We start from the raw sequence: 17,631 nt of genomic DNA on the forward strand, positions 1-17,631 counted from the left end.
TCCCACGCAGTGAGGTACGTAGGGGCGGCCACAAGCCGCCCCTACGTTTTTGTCCCGCTCGCGGGCCGGCTCAGGCGATGAGCGCGGGTTCGCTCCACTGCGGGCGGCTGGTGCGGTCGAGGTCGTAGCGGGCCGCGGCGATGCGGCGTACGCCGTCGACCAGTTCGGGAACGGGCTGGGTGAAGGGCAGCCGGACGAAACGCTCCAGGGTGCCGTCCACGCCGAACCGGGGGCCGGGCGCGAGGCGTACGCCCAGGGGCTCCACCGCGCGCGCCAGCGCGCTGGACACCGGCCCGTCCAGCTCGGCCCACAGGGTGACCCCGCCCGACGGCACGGTCACCCGCCAGCTGGGCAGGTGCTCGCGCACCGCGGCGACCAGCGCGTCGCGCTGCGCGGCCAGCTGCGCGCGGCGCTGCGGGATGACCTCGCCCGCGCGGGCCAGCAGGCGCACCGCGACGAGCTGGTCGAGCACCGGCCCCGCGGTGTCCACGCCGACCCGCACCGCGGCCAGCCGCTGCACGATCGGCGCGGAGGCCCGGATCCAGCCGACGCGCAGGCCGCCCCAGAACGGCTTGCTCATGCCGCCGATGGTGAGCACCCGGCCGTGCCGGTCGAACGAGGCCACCGCGGGCGGCATCGGCTGGCCATCCAGCGGCAGGTCCACGAAGGACTCGTCGATGACCAGGTCGGTCCCGGTGCGCTGGGCGGTGGCGACGAGCTGCTCACGCAGCGCGGCGGGCATGACGTGGCCCGTCGGGTTGTGGAACTCCGGGATCAGGTATGCCAGGCTGGGCCGGGTCTGGCGCAGCGCGCCGAGCAGCAGCTCGGCATCCCAGCCGCCCTCGTCCATGCCGTGCGTGCTGATCCGCGCCCGCCGGCCGGCGAACGCGGCCAGCGCGTTGGGGTAGGTCGGCGACTCGACCAGCACGGACGCGCCCACCGGCACCTGCAGCCGCAGGATCAGGTCGAGCGCGTGCAGCACCCCGTTCGTGATCATGATCTGCTCGGGGCTGGTCGGCAGGCCGCGCTCGCTGTACTGGTCGGCCACGGCCTCGCGCAGCTCGGTGATGCCGCTCGGGTGGTAGCCGGCCCCGCCCAGGTAGCGCGGCAGGTCCTCGACCGCCTCGCGGGCTGCTGCCAGCAGCGGCTCCGGCGCGCCGAGCGCGGCGCAGCTCAGGTCGATCAGGTCCAGCTCGTCGTCGGCCATCCACAGGCCGCTGCTCGCGACCCGATGCCCGCTGGGCAGGGTGGTCCAGCTGCCCGCTCCGCGCCGGCTCGTCAGATGGCCCGAGTCCCGCAGCTCGCGGTATGCCGCGCTGACGGTGGTACGAGAGATCTCCAGGGCCTCGGCGAGTTCGCGCTCGGCGGGCAGGCGCACACCCAGCGCGAGCCGGCCGTCGGCGAGCAGGCCCCGCACGGACGAGGCCAGCGCCGCGTAGTCGGGGCTGCGTCGCCGGGCGGGCAGCGCGTGCCAGCGCCCGAGCAGCCGGGCCAGCTGCACTCCGCGTACAGAGACGGTCATCGCTACTCCCCCGCCGGTAAGGCCAGTCCCCCCGGATTGGCCCTTTCTGGCTTATCGATTGGCCTCCAGACTGGCAGACATGACAGGCGCACGCAAGCCACTGCACATGCCACTCCGAGCGACCCAGCGCCGGGTCTCGACCGCCGCCCCCGCCACCCGCCGCCCCGCCCCCATGCCTCTGCGCGAGCGCCTCCCCCGCCGACTGTTCCAGCTGCTCATCGGCCTGATCGGGTACGGCGTGAGCATCAGCCTGATGCTGCGCGCACACCTCGGCAACCAGCCCTGGGACGTCCTGCACCAGGGCGTCGCCCTGCGCACCGGGCTCAGCGTCGGCACCGTGCTGATCATCGTCGGCGCGGCCGTGCTGCTGTGCTGGATCCCACTGCGCCAGCGGCCCGGCATCGGCACCATCGCCAACATCGTCGTCATCGGCCTGGTCGTGGACGTGGCCAACCAGGTGCTGCCCGAGCCGTCGCACGTGCTCGCCCGCTGGGCCTTCATGATCGGCGGCATCGTGCTGTGCGGCTTCGCCAGTGGCCTCTATATCGGAGCCAATCTGGGCCCCGGACCGCGCGACGGGCTGATGACCGGCCTGGCCGCCCGCACCTGGTCACTGCGCGGCTGGCGCACCGTACTGGAGATCGGCGTAGTCGCCGTGGGCTTCGCGCTCGGCGGCAAGGCGGGACTCGGCACCGTCCTATACGCCCTGGCCATCGGCCCGCTGGCCCAGTTCTTCCTGCCGATGCTCACCGTGCGCCCGCGCCCCGCGCTCCCCGCCACCACCGCACCCGCCCCGACGAACGCCGCCCCGGCCGCCGAACCAGCCGCCTGCTGACCCGCGTCCCACCCCCTCCCTGATCATCGGACTTGCCTGGCACCTGTGCGTATTCAGGACACGCTTTCGCGCAGCCGCCAGGCAAGTCGAGCGATCTTGGGCGGGGCGCGCGGCAAGGCGAGCCAGGTGGTCAGACCGACTTGGCATGGCGTGACGGGCGCGTCACACAGCGTAAATGGGGCAAAGTACGTTTTATTGGTACGGACACCTGACCCTGCCTGCCGGAGGCAACTTCGTGTTCGTATCCATGAAACGGCTGGCCATCGCGTCAGCCGTCATCCTGTCCACCGTCGCCCAGGCCGGCCCCGCCGTCGCCGCCGCGCCGGACGTGACCGTCCTCTACACGGGGCTGAGCAATCCGCGGGGCCTCGCCTTCGACCGCGACGGCACCCTCTACATCACCGAGGCCGGCCGGGGCGCCGACGGCGCCGCCAATCCGACCTGCCTGCCTCGGCCGCAGGGCATCGGCTGCCTGGGCGCCACCGGCGCGCTGGCCCGCCTCGACCGCAACGGCACGCTGACCCGCGTGCTGACCGGCCTGCCCTCGCTGGCCGGGCCCGACGGCACCGAGGCCATCGGGCCCGACGACATCGCATTCAACCGCCACGACCGCGCCCTGCTCACCGTGGGCCTGAGCGAGGCCCCCGCGAACCGGGACGGGCTGCCCGAGCCGGGCCGCGAGATGGGCCGGCTGCTGTCGGTGCGCCGAGACTGGTCCGGCGACTGGTACACCCAGCGCCTGACCACGCAGCGCATCGCCGACATCGCCGGCCACGAGGCCGCGAACAACCCCGACGGCGGCGAGCTGGACTCCAACGCCCAGTCGGTGGCGTTCGGGCCGGGCGGGGCCGCGGTCGTCGACGCCGGCGCCAACTCGCTGCTGTTCGTCACGCCCGCGGGCCAGGTGAGCACCCTCGCGGTGTTCCCCGAGCGCCAGATGCCCGCTCCGCCCAACTTCAACATGCCCGCGGGCACCATGCTGCCGATGCAGTCGGTGCCGATGGCCGTGGTCTACCGCAAGGGCGCCTACTACGTCGCCGAGCTGACCGGCCGCCCCTTCACCCAGGGCTCGGCCCGCATCTTCAAGGTCGTCCCGGGCGAGCAGCCCACCGTGTACGCCGAGGGCCTCACCACGGTCGTGGACATCGCCTTCGGCCCGGACGGCGCCCTGTACGCCCTGGAGTTCACGCACACGTCGATGTTCGGCCCGAGCCGCGGCGTCGGCGCGCTGATGCGCATCCCCGGCGAGGGCAAGGCCCCCGAGATGGTCCTCGACAAGGTGGACCATCCCGGCGGCATCGCCATCCGCGGCCGCAACGCCTTCATCACCACCTGCTCGGTCTGCGCCACCACCGGCGCTGTCATGAAACTCCGCCTCCCGGCCTGACCGGCGCATCGGACCGGGGCCACGCCGCACACGGCGTGGCCCCGGTCCCGTTTTCACATGGACGTTGGCCTATTACATCGACCAGGACGCGATCGAAGTCGACGTGATAGGCCAGCGTCTATGCACCCCGGGGCGGGCGAGCCGGGGCGTGCGCCGGGGCGGGCGAGCCGGGTGCGCGGCCGGGTGCGCGGCCCCCGGGCGCCGCGCGTCAGTGGCCGGCCGGGGCGGCGTCCGGGGTGACGTGGCGGGACTGGACCAGCCAGCCCTCAGGCTCGGCGGGGGCCGGGACGAGGACGTCCTCGCACAGGCAGTGACGGTGCAGCCGGGGCGTGCCGTCGGCGGTGACCGCGATGACCATGCCGTAGCACTTCACGTGGGCCGTGCCGTCGGCGGCGGGGGTCACCCAGACCATGCCGTGCCAATGGCGGTGGGTTTCGCCGGAGGCGGCCAGGCGGGCGTGGGTCTGCTCGACGGCGGTGGCCAGGGCTTCCCGGCCGCGGACCGGGGCGTCGAGCCCGGGGGCGGTGAAGGTGCCGTCGGGGGCGAAGGTGTCGGCCCATTCGCGGGCCTGGCCGGAGTCGAGCAGGTGCATGTGGCGGGCGTAGAACTGCTGGACGGAGAGGTACAGCGCCGAGGTGTCGGTGATCTCGGGGAGGGCGGTCATGGCCATGGCGTGCTCCTTCGGGTGAGAGTGGTCAGAGAATGGCTACGGCGCGGGTCCAGCCGGCGCCGGCGCCCTTGATCTTGATGGGCAGGCAGGAGACGGTGAAGCCGTACGGCTGGGGCAGGGCGTCGAGGTTGGCCAGCCGTTCGATCTGGCAGAACTCGCGGTCGCGGCCGGTGAAGTGGGCGGGCCACAGCACGCCGCGGTCGCCGGTCTCGTGGAAGCGTTTGAGCATCGCGCCGAAGGGGGCGTCGAGGCTGAACGCGTCGGTGCCGATGACCCGGATGCCCTTGTCCAGCAGGAAGTTCGTGGCGCTGCCGTCCAGGCCGGTGAACTCGGTGAAGTAGCGCGGGGTGCCGGCCCAGGCCGACGCGCCCGTGTGCAGCAGCACGATGTCCAGCGGCTGCGGCTGGTAGCCGATGCGGGCCAGTTCCTTGTCCAGGAAGTCCGCGTCGACGGTCGGACCGGTCGCCGAGCGCAGGTCCAGGCAGACCGCGGGCCGGTGGAACCAGTCCAGCGGCATCTCGTCGATGTGCCGCGGCACGCCGTAGCTGGCCTTGCTGCCGTAGTGCGACGGCGCGTCGATGTGCGTGCCGGTGTGCGTGGTGAGCTTGAGCGTGTCGACCGACAGCAGTTCGCCGTCGGGCAGCACGGACGGGTCGAAGTCGACGCCGAAGTGCAGCGCCATCTCCTCGGCCATGTGCACCGCGCCCTGCGCGGGCGTCATGACGTCGTGGATGACCGGCTCGGGTTCCCAGGCCGCGGCGTCCACGGCCGTGGACAGGTCGATGATGGGCATGATCAACTCCTCCTTGGAACAGACAGTTCGGGTGCGGCCAAGATCGTCGGACTTGCCTGGCAGGTGCGCGTATCTTGCAGCCGGTTTCGCCCAGGTGCCTGGCATGTCCGGCGATCTTGGTCGGGGCGGTCAGGCCGATGGGACCGGGCCTGCGCCGGTGGCGGTGGCGTAGAGGTCGGTGCGCACCCGGCAGCGCGGGTTGCCGAAGGCGACCATCCGGGTGAGCTTGTGGCCGATCGGGGTGCGGTGGACGATCGAGGCCACCGCCTGCCGGCCCACCTCCAGCGCCCGGCTGCGGCTGCCGAGCATCCCCTTGGCCTGCAGGTGCTGGAACTTGAGCACCTTCTTGATGTCGGCGCCGCGCGCGGTGGTGTAGCCCGCCAGCGCCGCCGCCACCACGGGCCCCGGCTTGCGCAGGGCCGCGACCAGGGCCGGGTGGGCCAGCACCGCGTCCTGCAGGGCCAGGTTGAGACCCTGCGCGCCGAGCGGGCTGTGCGTGTGCGCCGCGTCGCCGATGAGCAGCAGCCCGTCGCGCGCCCACTCCCGGGCGGTGCCCGCGAACACGTCGAGCAGGCTGAGGTCGGTCAGGCCGCGCACCTTCTCGTACACCCGCCCGGCGTACTCCGGCACGGCCTGGCACAGCTGGTCGCGGAACTCGGTGAACGGCCGCGCGGCGAACTGCCGGTAGCCACCGTGCGGCAGCGCCCAGCCGAGCTGGATGCCCTCCGGGTAGCTGCTGTAGCTGAGCAGCATCCGGCCGCCGCCGCCGCGGATGGTCACGTCGCGCACCGCCTCGCCCGCCGCGGGCAGTTTGAACCACAGCAGGTCGAAGGTGAACACGTCGCGGCGGTCGTACGGGATGCCGGACAGCTGCCGCGTCTTGGAGTAACGCCCGTCCGCGCCGACGACGCAGCGGGACCGGATGGTGCGGTGCCCGCGCGGGCCGGAGACGACCGCGCCGCGCACCGCGCCGTCGTCGCGGACCAGGTCGGTGATCCGGGTCCCGGCCAGGTAGCGGAACGTCGGCTCCCGGCGGCACGCCGCCAGCAGTTCCTCCAGGATGTACTGCTGGGGCACGCTGAGCATGTAGTTGTACGGCCCCGGCAGGTCCCGGTAGTCCACCCCGAGCACCGCCTTGCCCTTGTTGACCAGCTGGAAGCGGTCGTGCACGTGGCTGCCCCGGTTGCGGGCGGCGGCCAGCACGCCCAGCTCGTTCAGCACCGCGAGCCCACCGGGCTGCAGGATCTCCCCGCGGTACGCGCGGTCGAAACTGGACGACTTCTCCACCACCGTGACGTCGACGCCGGACCGCGCCAGCAGCAGCGCGAGCGCCAGCCCGGCCGGCCCGCCGCCGATCACGCAGACATCGGTGAGGACGTCGCTGTCCCTGTCAGCCAATGGATGCCTCCTCGGTCAGACCTCGCGCACCGGTCGGGTCGATGCCGGCGACCAGCGAGGTGTCGTGCGTTCCCTCGATGAACTGCGGATGGTCGAGCACCGCGAGCAAAAAGTCGCGGTTGGTGGCCAGGCCAGGCCCGGCGGCGTGGAACTCGCCCAGCGCCCGCCGCATGCGCAGCAGCGCCTGCGGCCGGTCCGGCGCCCACACCACGAGCTTGGCCAGCAGCGGGTCGTATGCCGGGGACACCCGGCCGCCCTGGTAGGCGTCGGTGTCGACGCGCACGAACGGGCCCCCGGGCAGCGTCAGCTCGACCAGCCGCCCGGGTGCGGGCACGAAGTCGCGGGCCGGGTCCTCGGCGTTGATCCGGCACTCCATCGCCGCACCGCGCGGGACCAGGTCGTCCTGGCGCAGGGTCAGCCGCTCCCCCGCCGCGATCAGCAGCTGCTCGCGGACCAGGTCGACGCCGTGGGTCAGCTCGGTGACCGGGTGCTCGACCTGGATGCGGCAGTTGACCTCCATGAAGTGGAAGCCGCCGTCGTGGTCGACGAGGAACTCGAAGGTGCCCGCGCCGACGTAGCCGGTGGCCAGCGCCCCGCGCAGGGCCGCCTCGCCCATCTGCCGCGCCAGGTCGGCGGGCAGGCCCGGGGCCGGCGTCTCCTCGATGATCTTCTGCCGCCGCCGCTGCGCCGAGCAGTCGCGCAGGCCCAGGTAGACGCCGTCGCCGTACTGGTCGCAGAGGATCTGCACCTCGACGTGGCGCGCGGTGGGCAGGTAGCGCTCCAGGTAGAGCCGGTCGTCGCCGAACAGCGACTGCGCCGCCGACTTCACCTCCCGGAACTGCCGGACCAGGTCGCCAGGCTCGTGCACGACCTGCATGCCGCGCCCGCCGCCCCCGGCCACCGCCTTGACGATAACCGGGTAGCCGATCCCGGCGGCGACTTGCACCGCGAGGTCCGGGCACTGCACCGGCCCGTCGCTGCCGGGCAGCATCGGCAGGTCGGCGGCGGCCATCGTGGCGCGGGCGGCGGCCTTGTCGCCCAACCGCTCGATCACCGCCGCGGGCGGTCCGACGAACGTGATGCCGTACGCCTCGCAGGCCTCCGCGAAGTCGGGCACCTCGGACAGGAAGCCGTATCCGGGGTGGACCGCGTCCGCGCCGGTGCGCCGGGCCGCCTCCAGGATCGCGGCCATGTTCAGGTAGCTGGAGCGCGCCGGGCCCGGTCCGATGCAGACGGCCTCGTCCGCGAGGTCCACCACCGCGGCGTCGCGGTCCTCGGTGGAGTAGACGGCGACCACGCGCAGCCCCAGCTCACGGCAGGTGCGGGCGACGCGCAGGGCGATCTCGCCCCGGTTCGCGATGAGCACGGTGGTGAACACGGCGGCCCCCTAGTGCCCGGTCGCCGGGGCGATGGTGAGCAGCCGGTCGCCGTACTCCACCGAGGTGCCGTCCGGGACGTGCACGGCGACGATCTTCCCGTCGCGTTCCGCCTCGACCGGGATCATCAGCTTCATCACCTCGATGATCGCCACCTGCTGGCCCCGCCGGACCTGGTCGCCCTCGGTGACGAACGGGGCCGTGCCCGGCTCGGCCGCACGGTAGAAGGTGCCCACCGTGCTCGCGCAGACGTCGACGAAGCCGTCGCCGGCGGGTGCCGCGGGAGCGGGCACGTGGCCCACTGCGGCGACCGCGCCGGCCGCGGTGCCGTTGGCCGCGACGGCCTGGACGACCGCGGTGACCGGCGTCTCGGCGGGCGACGTGAGCTCACCGGGCCATTCCAGCTCGACGAGCACGTCGCCGGCCCGGATGCGCAGCGCGCGGGGCTGCCGGTCCACTCCGGCCAGCAGCTGCTGGGCGCTGCGGCGTACGTCGTCGAGGTCGTCGGCGACGGTGCGGCCCGAGTCGGGCAGCGGGCCGTGCAGGGGACATGCGTCCGCGGTGTCCACCGGAACGGGTGGCACGCGCAGGTGTGGATCCAGCAGACCGGTCACCACGAACCTCCTTCGGTCGGGATCAGTACGGCCTCGTCGGGCCGGCGCGAGCTGCCGAACCGCCGGAAGCGGGCCCGCCGCTGCGCGACGAGGCGGCTCTGGTCGAGGCCGGCGAGATCGGCCAGCTCGGCATGGACAGCGGCGCGCAGCGCGGCGGCCGCGGCGTGGTGGTCGGCTTCGGCGCCGCCCAGCGGTTCCGGGATCACCGCTTCCACCACGCCGAGTTCGAGCAGGGAGCGGGCGTCCACGCGCAGCGCCTGGGCGGCGGTGGGCGCCGCGGCGGCGTCGCGCCACAGGATCGCCGCGCAGCCCTCGGGACTGATGACGGTGTAGACCGCGTTTTCCATGATCAGTACGCGGTCCGCGACGGCGATGCCGAGCGCGCCGCCGCTGCACCCCTCGCCGGTGATCACGGTGACCACCGGGACGGGCAGCGAACCCATCAGGCGCAGGTTCTCCGCGATGGCGGTGGCCTGGCCCTGCTCCTCGGCGTCCACTCCCGGGTACGCCCCGGGCGTGTCCACCAGCGTGAGCACGGGCAGGCCCCACTTGGCGGCCAGCCGCAGCAACCGGGCGGCCTTGCGGTAACCCGCGGGGCCGGGCATGCCGTAGTTGCGGCGGTCCAGCTCGCGGGTCGTGTGGCCCTTCTCGTGGCCGATCACGACCAACGGCGTGCCGCCGAGCCGGCCGACTCCGCCGATGATCGCCGGGCAGTCGCCACCCACCCGGTCGCCGTGCAGCTCCTCGAAGTCGTCGAGGATCATGCTGAGGTAGTCCGAGGTGGTGGGCCGGGCCACGTTGCGCGCCCGGCGGACCGCCTCCCAGGCCTGCCGCTCCGGCAGCAGCGCCGGATCGCGGACCACGGTGCACACGCCGCCCTCGACCGGGGCGGGCGGCACCGCGTCCCGGCGGGTGCCGATGGCCAGCAGCCGGCCGATGCGGTGGCGCAGCGCCGGGCGCGGGCAGATAAGGTCCAGAAAACCGCGGTCCAGCAGGAACTCCGCGGTCTGGAAGCCGGCCGGCAGCTCCTGCTTGATGGTCTGGGCGATGACCCGGGGTCCGGCGAAACCGAGCCGCGCGCCCGGTTCGGCGACCACGACGTCGCCGAGCATCGCGAACGAGGCGGCCACGCCGCCGTAGGTCGGGTCGGTGACCAGGCAGACCGTCGGCAGCCCGGCCTCGTCGAGCTGGTGCAGGGCCTGCGCGGTCTTCGCCATCTGCATCAGGCCGATGACGCCCTCCTGCATGCGCACCCCGCCGGAGGCGGTGACCAGCAGCAGCGGCAGCCGTTGCGCCAGCGCCGTCTCCGCGGCACACGTGATCAGCTCGCCGACCGCGCCGGACAGGCTGCCGCCCATGAAGCGGAAGTCCATCACCGCCGCTATCGCCGGGGTGCCGGTCATCCGCAGCCGGCAGCACACCACCGCCTCGGCCAGCCCGGTCGTGCGCCGCGCCTCGGCGATGCGCTGCGGATACGGCTTGTCGTCGACGAAGCGCAGCGGATCCGCGGCGTCGGCGGCCAGGTCCAGCGGCTCGATCGAACCGGGGTCGGCCAGCAGGGCCAGCCGGTCCCAGGCGCCCAGCGGGCGGCAGTGCCCGCACTGAGGGCAGATGCCGTTGCTGCGGGCCAGCCGCTTGCCGTACACGACGGCCTGGCACCTGGAGCAGGAGACCCAGGACGCGTCCGGTCCGGCCGGACCGGGCAGCGTGCCCGGTCCGGCCCCCTCTCCGGTCACGACGCACACTCGCTTCGCGAGCGAGCGTCGTGGAGCGCTGCCCACATGATTCGCCCGCTACGCGCGCTCATGACAATGCCCCGGTCCGGGTGGAGCTGACCAGGTCGATCAGCTGTCCGGGCGTGCTCACCGCCAGCACCGCGTCGTCGGGCAGGCGGATGTTGAGGTCACGCTGCAGGCAGGCGGTGGTCTCCAGCAGCGCCAGGGAGTCATACCCCAGGTCGGCGAAGCTGGTGTCGGCGATGTCCCCGTCCAGGTCCACTCTCTCGTCCGCCCCTGCGACATCGCGCAGGATGCGCCGCACGTCCTCGATGGTGAAGTCGTTCATGACGCGCTCCCTTCCGTTCCGGCATCGGCGTGGGTTCAGCGAGCGGCGAGCGGGGCGTGCTCGTCGACCGCGTCGTACAGGTCGTGCTCCGGGACGGCGAGCCCGGCGAGTTTCATGACCTGCTCGCGGAAACCGGGGGTCTGCACGGCCTTGGCGTGCGCCGCGGCGTCAGCCCACTGCACGGTCTCGATGAAGACCTCGGGCTGGCGGCGCGAGCGGTAGAACTGGCGGCCGATGAAACCCGGCTGGGCGCTCATGTACGCCGAGATCTCGTCGAGCGCCTGCTCGAACCGCGCGACGTCGCCGTTGACAGTGATCTTGTTGATGAACGTGACCATGTGGTCGCTCCTTCGGGTGTGGGCGGCGCCGTGCCGCTCGTGTACTCGGGTGCGCACGTCCCGGCGGCGGGCCTTGCCGTTGGGCGAGCGCGGGATCTCCCGCACCAGCTCGATGCCGTGCAGGTGCTGGTATTCGGGCAGGCCGCCGTTCACGAACGCGACGATCTCGTCCGCGCCGACCTGCTCGTCATCGGTGACGACCAGGGCGTACGCGACCGCGCCGCGGTAGGAGTGCGGCATGTCGACGACCATGCAGTCGGTCACCGCCGGATGGCGCATGATCACCCGTTCCAGCTCCACGGGTGAGACCAGCCAGTTGTCGCACTTGAAGACGTCCTTGAGCCGGTCGACGAGGAACAACGTGCCGTCCTCGTCGAGCCGCCCCACGTCGCCGGTGTCGAACCAGCCCTCGGCGTCGTACGGGCGCTGCACCCCGTCCGGGGTCAGGTAACCCGCCATCAGCTGCGGCCCGCGCAGCTGCACCTCGCCCGGGGTGCCGACCGGCAGCGGCTGCCGGGTGTCCAGGTCGACGACCCGGCACTCGGTGCCGAGCACCGGCCGGCCCACCGAACCCGCCGACGGGCCGGCGATCCGGTCGCAGTGGGTCAGCGGTGACGTCTCGGCCAGGCCGTACCCCTGGATGACCGGGATGCCCAGCCCGGCGCACAGCCGGGCCGCGGCGGCCGGAGCCAGCGCGGATCCTCCGGAGAGGATGGCCCGCACCCCAGGCATGCGCCAGGTGGGCAGCCTCGGGTCGGCGGCCATCCGGGCCAGCCGCACCGGCAGGCTGTAGAAGTGCGTCGCGCCGGTGCGGGCCGCCGTCGCGACGGCCTGCGTCGGATCGGCGTCCGGGCACAGCACCTGGGTCGACGCCGCGCTCACCGCCGAGTTCAGGTGCATCGGGTGGTACGTCGGCAGGTGGTTGAGCGTGACCGTGTCCGGCCCGAGCCCGTGCGCCGCCGCCACCTGGGCCGCGTTGTAGACCAGGTTGCGGTGGGTGAGCAGCACCGCCTTGGGCCGCCCGGTGGTGCCGCTGGTGAACTGCAGCACCGCCACCTGGTCCGGGTCGTCGACCGGCGACTCGAACCGGGCGGCCCGGCCCGCCGGCGCGCCCGCGGCCGGCACGCAGTGCTCACCCGGACGGTCCAGGTAGAACACGTGCGCCAGCCGCGGCAGGTCGAGCCGGACGCGCTGCAGCTTGTCGGCCATCTCCGCGACGCCGACGAGCACCTGCACCCCGGCCGACTCCAGCGCGTACGCCAGTTCCTCCTCGCCCTGCAGCGGGTTGATCACGGCGCACACGTGGCCCGCTCGGATCGTCCCGTAGTAGGCCACCGCGAACGCCGGGTGCAGCGCCCCGGCCACGCCGACAACCGGGCCGGGCAGGCCGGGCCGCGGCGGAGCGGCATCCCCCGGGAGCAGCGCGGTGAGCTTGGCCGCGAAGCCGTCGGCGGCCGCGTCGAGCTCCGCGAACGTCATCGCCCGCGAGCCGGTCTGCACGGCGATGCGGTGCGGTGCGCTGACCGCCGCCCGGCGCAGCAGCCCGTCGAGGGTGCCGCCCGAGCGGGCGAGCGCGTCGGCCAGCGCCCGCTCGGCGGCGACGGTGTCGGCGTCGGTGCTACTTGGCACGGGCCGGCTCCTCGGCGTACGCCTGCGCGTGGCGCAGCGTCTGCAGCGAGTTGGTGCTGAGCACCCGGCGCAGGTAGCGGCGCGCGTCGGCGACCGTGGTGTCCTCGCCGAGCAGGTTCAGCGCCGACGGCTTGATGGTCGCGGTGTGCCGGGCGTGCACGGTGACACCTTCGGGCGTCTCCACGAAGTGCCAGTGGCCGGTGTGCGCGTCGAGCAGCTTCGGCAGGCCGATCTGCTTGTAGATGATTTTGTGCGGCAGGCAGACGCGCACCGAGCGGGTGGTGTGCGCACGGCCCTCCGGGGTGACCGTGTCCATGTCGAAGAACTGCACGCCGGGCTGGTCCTCGGTCATCGACAGCGCGGTGACGTGCGGGACCCGCTCGGGCCACTTGTCGGCGGCGTACAGGAACTCGTAGACCTGCGCCGGCTGCCCCGCGATGAACAGCGGGTCCTCGAAGGAGATGACCAGCTGCTCCAGCTCGTCCCAGCGCTCGGCCAGGCCCTTGACCCGGGACACGATCTCCTGCGCGCCTTCGAGCTGCGCGGCGGCGGCGTCCGCGCCCTCGGTGCCCGGCGCGGCGGTCACGGTGATCGTCAGTTCGGCCTCGCAGGCCTGCTCGCCCTGCGGCGCGAACGTCCACTCGGTGCGCACCGACACCAGCGGGGCGGCGCAGTCGCGCTGCTCGGTGACGACGCGCAGCCCGGCCTTGTCGATCGTGCGGGTGGTGGTCCACTGGCGTACGCCCTCACCGTCCAGGGCCCACCAGCGCACGTTCGCGCCGTCGGCGTCCGGCTCGGCGTGCACGCCGTCCGGGAAGAACTGCGGCCAGTGCCGCAGGTCCTCGATCAGCTCGAAGGCGACCGCGGCCGGCGCGGCGACCTCCGCGCGCTGGGTCTCGGTGTACACCTTGTTCTTGGACATCGGCGCTCCTCTACGGGCCGTGGTGGGGATTTCGGCCGCACGCGGTCATCCGCGGCGAACCGTCTGCCAAGAACCGTCGCAGCCGGCCACTTGAGAACCGGTGGAAAGCGACTTGAATGCCCAGGTCAAGCCACCACGCCGGGATCACGGCGGGTTGATGCGGGCGGCCGGCGCACCGGCCGGAAAGATCACCCTCAGTTCCGGCGAATGGGACAGATCGCCCCTCTCTAGCACTAATAGTGGTGGAGGCGGCATTCGCACATCGCGAGCGCGACGAGCCATTCGGGGGTGGACATGCAATGTCGAGTACTCGGCCCGCTGGACCTGCGTTGCGGCGGGGTGTCGGGTGATCTGACCGCGCCCAAACCGCGCAAGGTGCTGGCACTGCTGCTGATCCACGCCGACCGGGTGGTGCCGATCGACCTGCTCACCACCGAGCTGTGGGACGACGAGCCGCCCGCGAGCGCGCTGACCACGCTGCAGACCTACATCCTGCAGATCCGCCGGATGCTGGCCCGCACCTGCGGCATGGACCCGGCCCGGGTGGCCCGGGAGCTGCTGGTCACCCATGCCGACGGCTACCAGCTGCACCTCGAAGGCTCGTCGCTGGACCTGCACGAGTACGAGCGCCTGGCCGACCAGGGCCGGCTCGCCCAGCTCTGCGGCGACCACGCGCACGCGTCCCGGCTGCTCGGCGCGGCCCTGGCCGTGTGGCGCGGCACGGCGCTGGTCGACGTGCGGCTCGGGCCCGTGCTGCGGGTCGAGGCGCAGCGCCTGGAGGAGGCCCGGCTGGCCACCTGGAAGCAGCGCATCGACGCCGACCTGGAACTCGGCCGTCACCGCGAGATCCTGGGCGAGCTGGGCTGCCTGGCCGCCCGCCATCCGCTGCACGAGGACCTGCAGGCCCAGTACATGATCGCGCTGTACCGGGCGGGCCGGCGCACCGACGCCCTGGAGGCCTTCCGGCGGCTGCGCGAGGTGCTCATCGACGAGCTCGGCCTGGAGCCCTCGCGGCGTATCCAGCGCGTGCAGCACGCCATCCTCACCGCCGACCCGGTGCTGGACACGGCGTCCGCCCTGGACACCGCGTGGACCTGGGACAGCGCCGTGGGCGGGGCCGAACTGGTCGCCGCCGGGCGCGGCCCGGTCTGACCAGCCGATTTCTCAAGCCGGACTCAAGTCGGCGCGCGCGACGCTCGACGCAGGTCCACCGACCCCGCAGGAGGCGTCCATGCATCGACGTGTCGTGATCACCGGATTGGGCGTGGTGGCGCCGGGCGGCATCGGCGCCAAGGCGTTCTGGGAGCTGCTGACCTCAGGACGTACCGCGACCCGCACCATCAGCTTCTTCGACCCCTCGCCGTTCCGGTCCCAGGTCGCCGCCGAGTGCGACTTCGACCCGGCCGCGTACGGCCTCACCCCCGCGCAGACCCTGCGGATGGACCGCGCGGCCCAGTTCGCCGTGGTCGCCGCCGCCGAGGCCGTCTCCGACGCCGGCCTGGAACTGGCCGAACTGGACCCGCACCGGGTCGGCACGGTGGTGGGCAGCGCGGTCGGCGCGACCATGAGCCTGGAACGCGAGTACGTCATCGCGTCCGAGAAGGGCGCGCGCTGGCTGGTCGACAACACCCGCACCTCGCCGCACCTCTACGACTACTACGTGCCCGGCTCGTTCGCGGCCGAGGTGGCCTGGTCGATCGGCGCGGAGGGCCCGGCCGCGGTGGTCTCCACCGGCTGCACGTCCGGGTTGGACGCGGTGGCATACGCCGCCGAGCTGATCCGCGAGGGCAGCGCCGACGTGGTGGTCGGCGGGGCGAGCGACGCGCCCATCTCCCCGATCACCGTGGCCTGCTTCGACGCCATCAAGGCGACCACGCCGCGCAACGACGACCCCGCGCACGCCTCCCGGCCGTTCGACAACAGCCGCAACGGGTTCGTGCTCGGCGAGGGCTCGGCGATGTTCGTGCTGGAGGACCTGGAGCGGGCCCGCCGCCGCGGCGCACCGGTGTACGCCGAGATCGTCGGCTTCGCCTCGCGCTGCAACGCCTTCCACATGACCGGGCTGCGCCCCGACGGCCGGGAGATGGCCGAGGCGATCCGCAACGCCCTGGACACGGCCCGGATGGACCCGACGACGATCGGCTACGTCAACGCACACGGCTCGGGCACCAAGCAGAACGACCGGCACGAGACGGCAGCCGTGAAGCTGGCGCTGCGCGAGCACGCGTACGCCACCCCGATGAGTTCGATCAAGTCGATGGTCGGGCACTCGCTCGGCGCGATCGGCGCGATCGAGGTGGCCGCCTGCGCGCTGGCCATCACCAACGGCGTCGTGCCGCCCACGGCGAACCTGCACGAGCCCGACCCCGAATGCGACCTCGACTACGTGCCCTTGGAGGCCCGCGACCGCAGGCTCGACGCGGTGCTGTCGGTCGGCAGCGGCTTCGGCGGCTTCCAGAGCGCCATGCTGCTGGCCCGCCCGGAAGGAGACGCCCGATGAGCGAGCGCAGCGCGCGAAACGGCACCGGAGAGGCCGCCGACGAGCGAAGCGAGGAGAAGGCCGCTGACGCACCTGTGGTCACCGGGCTCGGCGTGATCGCCGCGACCGGGCTGGACACCGAGACGTACTGGAAGGCCACCTTGGCGGGCCGCGGCGGCATCGGCCGCATCGCCCGCTTCGACCCGGCGCAGTACCCGTCCCGGCTGGCCGGGGAGATCCGCGGCTACGACCCCGCCGACCATCTGCCGGACCGGCTGCTGGCGCAGACCGACCACGTCACCCGGTTCTCGCTGACCGCCGCCGCGACGGCGCTGGCCGACGCGGTCGTGGACCCGGCGGCGCTCGGCGAGTACGACATGAGCGTGGTGACCGCGAGCTCCGCGGGCGGCTTCGAGTTCGGCCAGAAGGAGCTGGAGAAGCTGTGGTCAAAGGGCGGTGACCACGTCAGCGCGTACCAGTCGTTCGCCTGGTTCTACGCGGTCAACACCGGGCAGATCTCCATCCGGCACGGCATGCGCGGCCCCAGCGGCGTCGTCGTCACCGACCAGGCCGGCGGGCTCGACGCGATCGGCCAGGCGCGCCGCCACCTGCGCGCGGGCACCGCACTCGCGATCACCGGCGGCGTCGACGGCTCGTTGTGCCCGTGGGGCTGGATCGGGCAGCTGGCCACCGGGCAGATCAGCGAGTGCGACGACCCGGCGCGGGCATACCTGCCGTTCGACGCCGCCGCGAACGGCTTCGTGCCGGGCGAGGGCGGGGCGATCCTCGTCGTCGAGCAGCGCGAGGCCGCGCAGCGCCGGGCCGCACCACGGGTTTACGGCGAGATCAGCGGCTACGCCGCCACCTTCGACCCGGCCCCCGGTTCCGCCCGCCCGCCCGGCCTGCGGCGCGCGATCGAGCTGGCGCTGGCCGACGCCGGTTGCGCCCCGTCCGACGTGGACGTGGTGTTCGCCGACGCGGCCGGGGTGCCCGAACTGGACCTGGTCGAGGCGCAGGCGCTGACCGGGGTGTTCGGCGCGCGCCGGGTGCCGGTCACCGCGCCGAAGACGATGACCGGACGGCTCGCGGCCGGGGCGGGCGGGCTCGACGTCGCCACGGCCCTGCTGTCCCTGCGCGACCAGGTCATCCCGCCGACCGTCAACGTCGGCACCCTCGCCGACGGCTGCCGTGACCTGGACCTCGTCCGCGACGCCGCCCGGCCCGCCCCGCTGCGGCGGGCGCTGGTCCTGGCCCGCGGCATCGGCGGCTTCAACGCCGCCGTGCTGGTCACCGCCCCATAACAGCCCTCACCCGCCGCGGTCCGCGCTGCGGCTCCCGAATGAAGATCGCCGTTTCAGGGCAAAACCTCGGGTTCAACCCCGGCTTTCGACCTGAAACGGCGATCTTCATCGTCAAAATCGCTCGACTTGCCAGGCAAGTGGGCGAAAGCGCGGTCAAGATACGCACAGGTGCCAGGCATGTCGGGCGATCTTGGACGTGCCAGGTGGCCGACACGGCGGCGGTGCGCGGGGCGGGTTCCGGGGTGGCTGTGCGGTGCGCCTGTTTGGGCTGGTGGGTGTCGGTGGTTAGGGTGGCGGAGTTCC

General features: G+C 73.1%; 15 protein-coding genes. 5 read left to right on the top strand and 10 right to left on the bottom strand.

What is annotated here, in order from left to right; translation table 11 throughout:
* Positions 1-70: 70 nt before the first annotated feature.
* On the bottom strand, positions 71-1,522 hold the full coding sequence (locus AB0B66_RS16345; protein ID WP_360529464.1) for a PLP-dependent aminotransferase family protein: 1,452 nt from the start codon (positions 1,520-1,522) through the stop codon (positions 71-73).
* Between the two features lie 172 nt (positions 1,523-1,694).
* Between AB0B66_RS16345 and AB0B66_RS16350 the strand changes: the two genes are divergently transcribed.
* Together AB0B66_RS16350 and AB0B66_RS16355 are read left to right on the top strand one after the other, a co-directional pair.
* Positions 1,695-2,357, top strand: coding sequence for a hypothetical protein (locus tag AB0B66_RS16350; RefSeq protein ID WP_360529635.1), 663 nt, complete (start codon positions 1,695-1,697; stop codon positions 2,355-2,357).
* Between the two features lie 235 nt (positions 2,358-2,592).
* Positions 2,593-3,744 (top strand): ScyD/ScyE family protein, encoded by a 1,152-nt coding sequence (locus tag AB0B66_RS16355; RefSeq protein WP_360529467.1) that lies wholly within the window; start codon positions 2,593-2,595, stop codon positions 3,742-3,744.
* A 208-nt stretch (positions 3,745-3,952) separates the two neighbouring features.
* Here AB0B66_RS16355 and AB0B66_RS16360 read toward each other — a convergent pair whose 3' ends face one another.
* The 9 genes from AB0B66_RS16360 to AB0B66_RS16400 all read right to left on the bottom strand — a co-directional run bounded on the left by AB0B66_RS16360 (position 3,953) and on the right by AB0B66_RS16400 (position 13,548).
* Positions 3,953-4,414 (bottom strand): nuclear transport factor 2 family protein, encoded by a 462-nt coding sequence (locus AB0B66_RS16360; RefSeq protein WP_360529470.1) that lies wholly within the window; start codon positions 4,412-4,414, stop codon positions 3,953-3,955.
* Positions 4,415-4,439: 25 nt separating this feature from the next.
* Positions 4,440-5,207, bottom strand: coding sequence for a cyclase family protein (locus AB0B66_RS16365; RefSeq protein ID WP_360529473.1), 768 nt, complete (start codon positions 5,205-5,207; stop codon positions 4,440-4,442).
* Between the two features lie 129 nt (positions 5,208-5,336).
* Positions 5,337-6,605: an FAD-dependent oxidoreductase gene (locus tag AB0B66_RS16370; RefSeq protein ID WP_360529476.1), complete on the bottom strand. Its 1,269-nt coding sequence runs from the start codon at positions 6,603-6,605 to the stop codon at positions 5,337-5,339.
* Positions 6,598-7,983 carry a biotin carboxylase N-terminal domain-containing protein gene (locus tag AB0B66_RS16375; protein WP_360529479.1) on the bottom strand — a complete coding sequence of 462 codons (1,386 nt, stop codon included), beginning with the start codon at positions 7,981-7,983 and terminating at the stop codon, positions 6,598-6,600. The genes AB0B66_RS16370 and AB0B66_RS16375 overlap by 8 nt, the downstream gene beginning before the upstream one ends.
* Before the next feature lie 9 nt (positions 7,984-7,992).
* Positions 7,993-8,595 (bottom strand): acetyl-CoA carboxylase biotin carboxyl carrier protein subunit, encoded by a 603-nt coding sequence (locus AB0B66_RS16380; protein WP_360529482.1) that lies wholly within the window; start codon positions 8,593-8,595, stop codon positions 7,993-7,995.
* Positions 8,592-10,301 (bottom strand): acetyl-CoA carboxylase carboxyltransferase subunit alpha, encoded by a 1,710-nt coding sequence (locus AB0B66_RS16385; protein ID WP_360529638.1) that lies wholly within the window; start codon positions 10,299-10,301, stop codon positions 8,592-8,594. The genes AB0B66_RS16380 and AB0B66_RS16385 overlap by 4 nt, the downstream gene beginning before the upstream one ends.
* A gap of 97 nt (positions 10,302-10,398) precedes the next feature.
* Complete coding sequence (locus tag AB0B66_RS16390) at positions 10,399-10,659, bottom strand: acyl carrier protein (protein ID WP_203688021.1); 261 nt, start codon at positions 10,657-10,659, stop codon at positions 10,399-10,401.
* 35 nt (positions 10,660-10,694) lie between these two features.
* Positions 10,695-12,626, bottom strand: a complete 1,932-nt coding sequence (locus tag AB0B66_RS16395; RefSeq protein ID WP_360529485.1) for an AMP-binding protein — start codon at positions 12,624-12,626, stop codon at positions 10,695-10,697.
* Positions 12,616-13,548 (bottom strand): SRPBCC family protein, encoded by a 933-nt coding sequence (locus tag AB0B66_RS16400; RefSeq protein ID WP_360529488.1) that lies wholly within the window; start codon positions 13,546-13,548, stop codon positions 12,616-12,618. The genes AB0B66_RS16395 and AB0B66_RS16400 overlap by 11 nt, the downstream gene beginning before the upstream one ends.
* A gap of 294 nt (positions 13,549-13,842) precedes the next feature.
* On the opposite strand from AB0B66_RS16400, the gene AB0B66_RS16405 reads away from it, so the two are divergent.
* The 3 genes from AB0B66_RS16405 to AB0B66_RS16415 all read left to right on the top strand — a co-directional run bounded on the left by AB0B66_RS16405 (position 13,843) and on the right by AB0B66_RS16415 (position 17,328).
* A complete protein-coding gene (locus AB0B66_RS16405) occupies positions 13,843-14,700 on the top strand; it encodes an AfsR/SARP family transcriptional regulator (protein ID WP_360529491.1) in 858 nt (285 codons plus the stop codon).
* Between the two features lie 79 nt (positions 14,701-14,779).
* On the top strand, positions 14,780-16,048 hold the full coding sequence (locus tag AB0B66_RS16410; RefSeq protein WP_360529494.1) for a beta-ketoacyl-[acyl-carrier-protein] synthase family protein: 1,269 nt from the start codon (positions 14,780-14,782) through the stop codon (positions 16,046-16,048).
* Positions 16,045-17,328 carry a ketosynthase chain-length factor gene (locus AB0B66_RS16415; protein WP_360529497.1) on the top strand — a complete coding sequence of 428 codons (1,284 nt, stop codon included), beginning with the start codon at positions 16,045-16,047 and terminating at the stop codon, positions 17,326-17,328. The genes AB0B66_RS16410 and AB0B66_RS16415 overlap by 4 nt, the downstream gene beginning before the upstream one ends.
* Positions 17,329-17,631: the final 303 nt, after the last annotated feature.

Origin of the sequence: Catellatospora sp. NPDC049111, from assembly GCF_040648615.1 — a bacterium.
In the GTDB taxonomy this organism is placed as follows: domain Bacteria; phylum Actinomycetota; class Actinomycetes; order Mycobacteriales; family Micromonosporaceae; genus Catellatospora; species Catellatospora aurea.